This is a genomic window from Amycolatopsis sp. NPDC006131 (assembly GCF_040614175.1).
Taxonomy (GTDB): domain Bacteria; phylum Actinomycetota; class Actinomycetes; order Mycobacteriales; family Pseudonocardiaceae; genus Amycolatopsis_E; species Amycolatopsis_E tucumanensis.
Genome location: NZ_JBEXTX010000037.1, coordinates 57,233 through 65,538 on the forward strand (window position 1 = coordinate 57,233; position 8,306 = coordinate 65,538).

5 protein-coding genes are annotated in these 8,306 nt (G+C 71.9%); 3 read left to right on the top strand and 2 right to left on the bottom strand.

Annotated features, from left to right (window positions below; genetic code table 11):
- Positions 1 to 31: 31 nt before the first annotated feature.
- Entirely contained in the window at positions 32 to 2,656 is a 2,625-nt protein-coding gene (locus ABZ215_RS20550) for an EAL domain-containing protein (RefSeq protein WP_020417533.1), read from the bottom strand.
- 534 nt (positions 2,657 to 3,190) lie between these two features.
- Here ABZ215_RS20550 and lon point away from each other — a divergent pair.
- The gene (gene lon / locus ABZ215_RS20555; protein WP_354950805.1) at positions 3,191 to 5,593 is read left to right on the top strand and encodes an endopeptidase La; all 2,403 of its coding nucleotides are present in this window, start codon (positions 3,191 to 3,193) and stop codon (positions 5,591 to 5,593) included.
- A 52-nt stretch (positions 5,594 to 5,645) separates the two neighbouring features.
- Here the strand turns inward: lon and ABZ215_RS20560 are convergent, their stop codons facing one another.
- Entirely contained in the window at positions 5,646 to 6,284 is a 639-nt protein-coding gene (locus ABZ215_RS20560; RefSeq protein ID WP_020417531.1) for a DedA family protein, read from the bottom strand.
- A gap of 116 nt (positions 6,285 to 6,400) precedes the next feature.
- Here ABZ215_RS20560 and ABZ215_RS20565 point away from each other — a divergent pair, with 116 nt between their 5' ends.
- Together ABZ215_RS20565 and ABZ215_RS20570 are read left to right on the top strand one after the other, a co-directional pair.
- On the top strand, positions 6,401 to 7,522 hold the full coding sequence (locus ABZ215_RS20565) for a histidine kinase (RefSeq protein WP_354710944.1): 1,122 nt from the start codon (positions 6,401 to 6,403) through the stop codon (positions 7,520 to 7,522).
- Positions 7,513 to 8,157 (top strand): response regulator transcription factor, encoded by a 645-nt coding sequence (locus ABZ215_RS20570; RefSeq protein WP_237338069.1) that lies wholly within the window; start codon positions 7,513 to 7,515, stop codon positions 8,155 to 8,157. The genes ABZ215_RS20565 and ABZ215_RS20570 overlap by 10 nt, the downstream gene beginning before the upstream one ends.
- Positions 8,158 to 8,306: the final 149 nt, after the last annotated feature.

Sequence of the window (8,306 nt, forward strand, 5' to 3'; positions counted from 1 at the left end):
CCGCCGGAGGGGTCGCGCAGGGGGGTCCCTTTTACGTCAGGAGCGTCAGCACTGTCTCCATCTTGCGCCCCACCGACCGGGCCGTCCGGGCCTGCAACCAGGCCTCCAGGCGGTCCTCGGCCAGCGGGCGGGAGATCAGGTAGCCCTGGGCGACGTCGCAGCCCATCGCCTCCAGCTGGTCCCGCGCGACGTCCTCCTCGACGCCCTCCGCGACGACCGCGAGGCCCAGCGAGTGGCCGAGCTCGACGATCGACCGGACGACCGCCAGGTCGCCGAGGTCCGTGCCCATGCCGAGGACGAAGCTCTTGTCGATCTTGACCTCGTCCACCGGCAGCTGCCGCAGGTAGGCCAGCGACGAGTAGCCGGTGCCGAAGTCGTCGACCGCCAGCACGATGCCGTGCGCGTGCAGTTCGCGCAGGATCGGCAGCGCCTTCTGCGGATCGGCCATCACGCCGGACTCGGTCAGCTCGAACGTGAGCAGCTCGGGCGGCACGTCGAACTTCCGCAGCGCCTCCACGACCTTCGCCGGGAAGTCCTCGTCGGCCAGATTCCGCACCGACAGGTTGACCGCGACGGAGATCCGCAGCCCCTCGTCCATCCACTTGCGGACTCGGATCAGCGACTGCTCCAGCACGAACCCGGTCAGCACGCCGACCAGGCCGGCAGCCTCGACCGCGGGCACGAACTCGTCCGGGTCGAGCCGGCCGAACTCGGGGTGCTGCCAGCGCACCAGCGCCTCCACGCCGAGGACCTGCTTGCTCGGCAGCGACACCTTCGGCTGGTAGTGGACGCTGACCTGGCCCTCCTCGATGGCCTGCCGGAACTGGGTGACCATCTGGAACCGGCGCAGGAAGATCTGGCCCATGCTGGGCACGTACCCGCGAACCTCCTCGCCGCCGCGGGTGGCCCGCACGGCGACGTCGGCCCGCTGCAGCAGCGCGTCCACGTCGCCCGGGTCGAGGGTGTCGTCGTCGGCCGTGGATGCGTAGCCGACCATCGCGTTCGCCTCGACCGTCAGCCGGTCGACCGGGTACGGCACGGACAGCTGCGAGCGCAGCCGCTCGGCCGCTTCGTGCACCCCCTGGCCGCGCACGCCGGTGAGCAGCGCTGCGAACGACGCGCCCTCCAGGCGGGCCAGCGGCACGTCCGGGCCGAGCGCGTCACGCAGGCGGCGCCCGGCGGCGACCACCATCCGGTCCGCCCACGCGTAGCCGAGCGCGTCGCTGACCGCGGAGAACACGTCCAGGTCGATGCGCAGCACCGCGGCGTCGGCGGAGGCGCTGTGCTCGGCCAGCGGCTCGCGCGCGACCTGCCGGAAGCCGGGCCGGTTCAGCAGGCCGGTGAGCGGGTCGTGGTAGGCGTCGTGGCGCAGGGTGGCGAGCAGGCGGCGGTTGTCCAGCGCGGTCGCCAGGTGGCTGGCCATGGTGCCGAGCAGCTGGACGTCGTACTTGCCGAAGCCGCGCCAGCGGGACAGCCGGTCGTGCGCCTCGACCACGCCGAGCAGCTGGTTCGCGCTGCGCAGCGGCACCACCAGCGCCTCCTGCGCGCCGCGGTTGAGCAGTCCGCCCGCGATGTCGCTGTTGGCCTCGGTGATGCGGAAGTGCCGCACGTGCGAGCCGGGCAGCCGCAGCATCGGGTCGTCGGCGGGCAGTTCGGCCGACGGCATCGGCTCCCCCGCGACGACCGCACGCATGTCCGCGGTCGGCTCCAGGCGCAGCCGCAGCACCACGCGGCCCGCGGAGAGCTGGTCCTTGATCCGCTCGGCGATGGTCTCCCACTCGCTGACGTTCACGCCTGCGGCGAGGTCGTCGGCGCCGCTGGCCGGGCGCGCGGCGGCCTGCTGGCCGGAGCGCGCGACCATCAGGCTGACGTCGGAGAGCGCTTCCATGTCCCGCTGCTCGCGCAGCAGGTCGGAGTAGGCCCAGTAGAGCGCGGACAGCCCGGCGAAGACGGCGAGCACCAGCGGCCACGCGTTGGCCGTGCCGGCGATCACCAGGTAGCCGCTCAGGCCGACCGAGGCGTTGACGAACCCGACGACCAGGATGCGGCCGGTGAGCCGCAGCGCGGTGCCGATCCGCATCCGGCGGCGCAGCACCCGGACGGCGGCCAGCGCCAGCAGCGTGCTGGTCAGCGGCGCGGTCAGGGTGCCGGCGAGGGCAGCAGGCCACGTCATCTCGGTGGTGCCCATGATCCGCTCGACCAGGCCGGCCACGGCGAACGCGCTGGTGATCTCCAGCAGGAACGCGCCTGCGTTGTAGAGCACGCGCCCGGAGACGCGGCGGACCACGAGCGTGCTGATCCCGGCGACCAGGTGCGCCGCGAGCACCACTTCGAACGGCGCCACGAAGAAGCCGATGACCAGCGGGATCTCGGTGAACGAGATGGTCCAGGAGATGCCGGACCGGACGTCGACGTTGATGCCGAGCTGCTCGGCGAGCAGGAACGACAGGGCCAGCACCGGGCCGATCCACCACAGCTTCGCCGAGCCGTGGAACGGCAGCCACAGCGACACGGCGGCGGCGGTCAGCACGCCGACGGAGAACACGGTCAGCGTGTAGACCCGGAAGCGGCGCTCGTCCGCCCGCGCCTCGGCACCACCAGAACCGGCGGCTGCCGCCGGGATGGGGCCGTCGGGCCTGCCATCGGAGTCCGGCATGCAACCTCCTTCCACCCATTCGCCCCAGCGCGCACGCCTGCACCCACTCGCGCACGAGACGGTGATCTCGGTGCGAATGAGGGGATCACTGTACCCCGGAGGGCGTACTTCAGCCTCTTTCCGGCCGCCATGACATCACCCCATAGTTAACAACGTGCCAACTACGGCGACCAGCGGAGACTTACGGGTGAGCGAGATCTTTCCGGCGATCGCTCCCGGTAGTCAGCGTTAAGCGTCACGCCCGGCTACGACGAGCTCCCCGCGAGCCGTCGCGCTGCACTCCTCCGCATTGATCGCGATTCAATCGAGATCGGGATTACCGGAAGCGATGACTGAGCGTGGTTTCCCCGGTTACACCCGGGAAAACGTTCCCGGCAATGCGACGATCATCTCAGTCCCGGCACCTGGAACCGCTGCCGGACGTGCCCCGGTTTATTCCCGGAAGCCGTCCGCTCCAAGCGAACTACCTGCGGAAACAAACCCGGCCGCCAGAAAGTTGAGCTAGGCAGACTCAACCAGGTAGGGAGCAACAAGATGACCGACACCAGGCTCCTCCCCGTACTGCCCCTCGACGACGACGTCGTGCTGCCCGGCATGATCGTCCCGCTCGAGCTCGACGACGCCGAAACTCGCGCCGCGGTCGACTCCGCGCAGAGCAAGGCACCGAGCACGCCGTCGTTCCCGGGCATCCGGTCGCTGCCGTCCACGCAGGCCGAGGTCCTGATCGTCCCGCGGGTGCACGGGGAGTACGCCGAGCTGGGCGCCGTCGCGACCATCGAGCGCGTCGGCCGGATCCCCGGTGGCAAGGCCGCCGTCCTGCTGCGCGCCACCCGGCGCGCCCGCGTCGGCGAGAACGGCGACGGCCCCGGCGCCGCCCGCTGGGCGTACGCCGAGCCGGTCGCCGAAGTCGTCGGCGAGCAGGCGCGCGCGCTGGCCGCCGAGTACAAGACCGTCGTGATCTCGATCCTCCAGCAGCGCGGCGGCTGGCAGATGATCGACGCGGTGCAGCAGGTCGAGGACCCGTCCGCGGTCGCCGACCTCGCGGGCAACTCGCCGTTCCTGAGCACCGACCAGAAGCTGGAGCTGCTGGCCACGCTCGACGTCGCGGCGCGGCTGGAGAAGGCGCTGGAGTGGAGCCGGGAGTACCTGGCCGAGCTCGAGGTGACCGACACCATCCGCAAGGACGTCGCCGAGGGCATGGAGAAGCAGCAGAAGGAGTTCCTGCTGCGCCGCCAGCTGGAGGCGATCCGCAAGGAGCTCGGTGAGCTCGACGGCACCGCCGACCAGGACGACTACCGCGCCCGCGTGGAGCAGGCCGACCTGCCCGAGCACGTCCGCACGGCCGCGCTGGCCGAGGTGGACAAGCTGGAGCGCACCTCCGACGCCTCGCCGGAGGGCGGCTGGATCCGCACCTGGCTGGACACCGTCCTGGAAATCCCCTGGAACGACCGGACCACCGACGTCCACGACATCGCCGCGGCGCGAGCGGTGCTCGACGCCGACCACGCGGGCCTGGACGACGTGAAGGAACGCATCATCGAGTACCTGGCCGTGCGCGCCCGTCGCGCCGAGACCGGCCAGGGGCAGGTGGGCGGCCGTCACTCCGGAGCCGTGCTGGCGCTGGTCGGCCCTCCCGGTGTGGGCAAGACCTCGCTCGGCGAGTCGGTCGCGAAGGCGATGGGCCGGAAGTTCGTCCGCGTCGCGCTCGGCGGTGTCCGGGACGAAGCGGAGATCCGCGGCCACCGGCGCACCTACGTCGGCGCGCTGCCCGGCCGCATCGTCCGCGCCATCAAGGAGGCCGGCTCGATGAACCCGGTCGTGCTGCTGGACGAGGTGGACAAGGTGGGCGCCGACTACCGCGGCGACCCGACCGCGGCGCTGCTGGAGGTCCTCGACCCCGAGCAGAACCACACGTTCCGCGACCACTACCTCGAGGTGGAGCTGGACCTGTCGGACGTGGTGTTCCTCGCCACGGCCAACGCGCTGGAGACCATCCCCGGCCCGCTGCTGGACCGGATGGAGCTGGTGACGCTGGACGGCTACACCGAGCACGAGAAGGTCGTCATCGGCCGCGACCACCTGCTGCCGCGTGAGCTGGAGCGGGCCGGCCTGGGCCGGGACGACGTGCGGTTCACCGACGCGGCGCTGAGCCGGATCGCCGCCGAGTACACCCGCGAGGCGGGCGTGCGCAACGCGAACCGGACCATCGCGAAGGTGCTGCGCAAGATCGCGACCAGGGTCGCGCTGGACGAGGCGACGCTGCCGGTGACCGTCGACGCGGCGGACCTGGAGGGCTACCTCGGACGTCCGCGGCACCTGCCGGAGTCAGCGCTGCCCGCGTCGACGCAGCGGACCGCGACCCCGGGTGTGGCGACCGGCCTGGCCGTCACGGGCGCGGGCGGGGACGTCCTCTACATCGAGGCGTCGCTGGCCGATCCCGAGTCGGGCAGCTCCGGGCTCACGGTCACCGGGCAGCTGGGTGACGTGATGAAGGAGTCGGTGCAGATCGCGCTGTCCTACCTGCGGTCCCGCGGCGCCGAGCTGGAACTCCCGGTCGGCGACCTGAAGGACCGGGGCGTGCACGTCCACGTCCCAGCGGGCGCGGTGCCGAAGGACGGGCCGAGCGCCGGGATCACGATGACCACGGCGCTGGCGTCGCTGCTGTCCGGCCGCGTGGTGCGGTCCGACGTGGCGATGACCGGCGAGGTGTCGCTGACCGGCCGCGTCCTGCCGATCGGCGGGGTCAAGCAGAAGCTGCTGGCCGCGCACCGGGCCGGGATCAAGACCGTGATCATCCCGCAGCGCAACGAGCCGGACCTCGACGACGTCCCCGCGGACGTGCTGGCCCAGCTCGACGTGCACCCGGTGTCGAACGTCCGTGAGGTCCTCGACCTGGCGCTGGCGCCGGCCACCACCCCCGTGGCCCAGGCCGCCTGACGCCCCCGAGCGGAGCCGCCCTCCCCTGCCCCCAGGGAGGGCGGCTCCGTGTTCACGTCCGGACGCGGTCACGCAGCCGGGTGATGACGAACACGGCGAGCGCGATCGCGACGGCGCCGATCACCGCGTACTGGAAGAAGCCGGCGTAGCGGTCCACCACGTGCCAGTTCGCGCCGAGCAGGTAGCCGGCGACGACGAAGATCGTGTTCCAGATCAGGCTGCCCAGCGTGGTGAGCACGAGGAACCGGCCGAACGGCATCCGCTCGATCCCGGCGGGCAGTGAGATCAGGCTGCGGAAGATCGGCACCATCCGGCCGAAGAACACCGCCTTCGTGCCGTGCTTGGCGAACCACGCCTCGGTGCGGTCGAAGTCGGAGGCCTTGACCAGCGGGATGCGCAGCAGCAGCGCGCGGGTCCGGTCGCGGCCGAGCAGCGCGCCCAGCCAGTAGACGATGACGGCGCCGGCCACCGAGCCGAAGGTGGTCCAGGCCAGCGCTTCGAGCAGGCTGAACGTGCCCTGGCCCGCGGAGAACCCGGCGAGCGGCAGCACCAGCTCGCTCGGGATGGGCGGGAAGAGGTTGTCCAGGCCGACGATGATGGCCGCGCCCGGTCCGCCGAGCGATTCCATGAGCGAGACGGCCCAGCCGGCGAGTCCCCCGAGCGGTTCGGCCTGTGCGAGTTGGAGATCCATACTTCGAAGCTAGGTTTTCGGGCGTCGTCCGAACATGGGGCGCGGCACCCGATCATCCTGCGGAAAACCTCAGTACCGGCCTGCCGGAACCCCGCTAACCTCGGGTTGTGCCCACAGTGGACCTGCGCCGCGCGATGCGGGTGACGGCGGGGCTGGCGCTCGGCGCGCTCAGCGCGTTCGCCGAGGTGGCCTTCGTCGTCTTGGCGACCCTCGCCCTCGCCGTGCCCGCCGCGCGCCCCGCCGTGTTCCGGGCCACGCGCTGGTTCGCCGAGCGGGAACGGTCGCGGCTGCGGCGCTACCTCGACTACCCCACCTCGGACGACTACCGCGACTCGCGGGCGCTGCGGTACCTGGCGTCCCGCAGCGTCGCGGGTGGCCTCGGCGCGGGGGTCTTCGCGTTGATCGGGCTCGGCCTGGCGACGGCCGTGATCACGGTGTGGCGGCTGGTGAGCGGGCAGCCGCTCGGCGACGACCAGGACTGGTACGACGTGCCCGGGCTGCTGCTGATGGGCGCGTTGCTGGTGTTCCTCGCGGTGCAGGGGCTCATCGGGGTCGGCGCGCTGGAACGCACGCTGGCGCACCACTTCTTCGGCCCCACCAAGCAGGAACGGTTGCAGCGGCGGGTCGACGCGCTGACCCACAGCCGCGCCGAGGTCGTCGAGGCGGTGAACGACGAGCGGCGGCGGATCGAACGCGACATCCACGACGGGGTGCAGCAGCGGATCGTGTCGCTGGGCATGCTGCTCGGCCGCGCCCGCCGCGCGAAGGACCCGGAGCGGGCGGAGGCGCTGCTGCGGCAGGCGCACGAGGAGACGCAGCTGGCGCTGCAGGAACTGCGGGACGTGGCGTGGCGCGTGTACCCGATCGCGCTGGACGAAGGCGGCCTGGGCACGGCGCTGGAGGCGCTGGCCGAGCGGTCGAGCCTGCCGGTCGCGCTCTCGTACACGCTGGAGGAGCGGTTGGATCCGGCGACCGAGACGGTGGCGTACTTCGTGGCGTCGGAGGCGGTGACGAACGCGATCAAGCACGCGGCGGCGAGCCGCATCGAGATCGCGGTGGCGCGGACGGGCAGGATGGTCGGCGTGACGATCACCGACGACGGCGTCGGCGGCGCTCGGGTCGCGGGCAACGGGCTGTCCGGCCTGGCCAGGCGGGTCGGCGCGGCCGATGGCGTGTTCACTGTGGACAGTCCGGCCGGCGGGCCGACGGTCGTGCGGGCGGAGCTGCCGTGCGCGTGATCCTGGCCGAGGACTCGACGTTGCTGCGGGAAGGCCTGATCCGGCTGCTCGCCGAGGAGGGCCACGAGGTGCTCGCCGCGGTCGGCAACGCGACGGAGCTGCTCGACGAGGTGTCCCGGGAGCAGCCGGACGTGGTGGTGACGGACATCCGGATGCCGCCCGACCACACCGACGAGGGCCTGCGGGCGGCGCTGGAGATCCGGCGGCGCTGGCCGGACGTCGGGGTGCTGGTGCTGTCGCAGTACGTGGAGAAGCGGTACGCGACGGAGCTGATCACCGACGACGGCGGGCGGGTCGGGTACCTGCTCAAGGACCGGGTGATGCAGGTCGGCGAGTTCCTCGACGCGCTGGAGCGGGTCGGATCCGGCGGGGCGGCGTTCGACCCGGAGGTCGTCCGGCGGCTGCTGGCGCGCACCACGCACGCCGACCCGCTCGCGACGCTGACCGCCCGGGAACGCGAGGTGCTGGCGAAGATGGCCGAGGGGCACACGAACGCCGGCATCGCGGCCGAGCTGTACGTGTCGCAGTCCGCGGTGGAGAAGCACGTGAACGCGATCTTCGACAAGCTGCGGTTGAGTCATACCTCCGGGTACAGCCGGCGGGTGCTGGCTGTTCTGCGGTACTTGGGTTCTTAGGGGGCGCTACGCGCGTATCTGCGCTGCGCGCGGCTGGAAGCGCCGGCTTCGCTTCGCTACGCCCGGATCTGCCCCTTCCGAACCCGATCTTTCAGTGTTCGGTTGCCGAGACACCGCGTCAAGCCGGGAAAGCGTGGCTTGACCTGGTC

What these genes read in the sequence shown, in the direction of transcription:
- ABZ215_RS20550 (WP_020417533.1), bottom strand. Translation starts at nt 2,656, where the DNA reads ATGCCGGACTCCGATGGCAGGCCCGACGGCCCCATCCCGGCGGCAGCC.
- lon (WP_354950805.1), top strand. Translation starts at nt 3,191, where the DNA reads ATGACCGACACCAGGCTCCTCCCCGTACTGCCCCTCGACGACGACGTC.
- ABZ215_RS20560 (WP_020417531.1), bottom strand. Translation starts at nt 6,284, where the DNA reads ATGGATCTCCAACTCGCACAGGCCGAACCGCTCGGGGGACTCGCCGGC.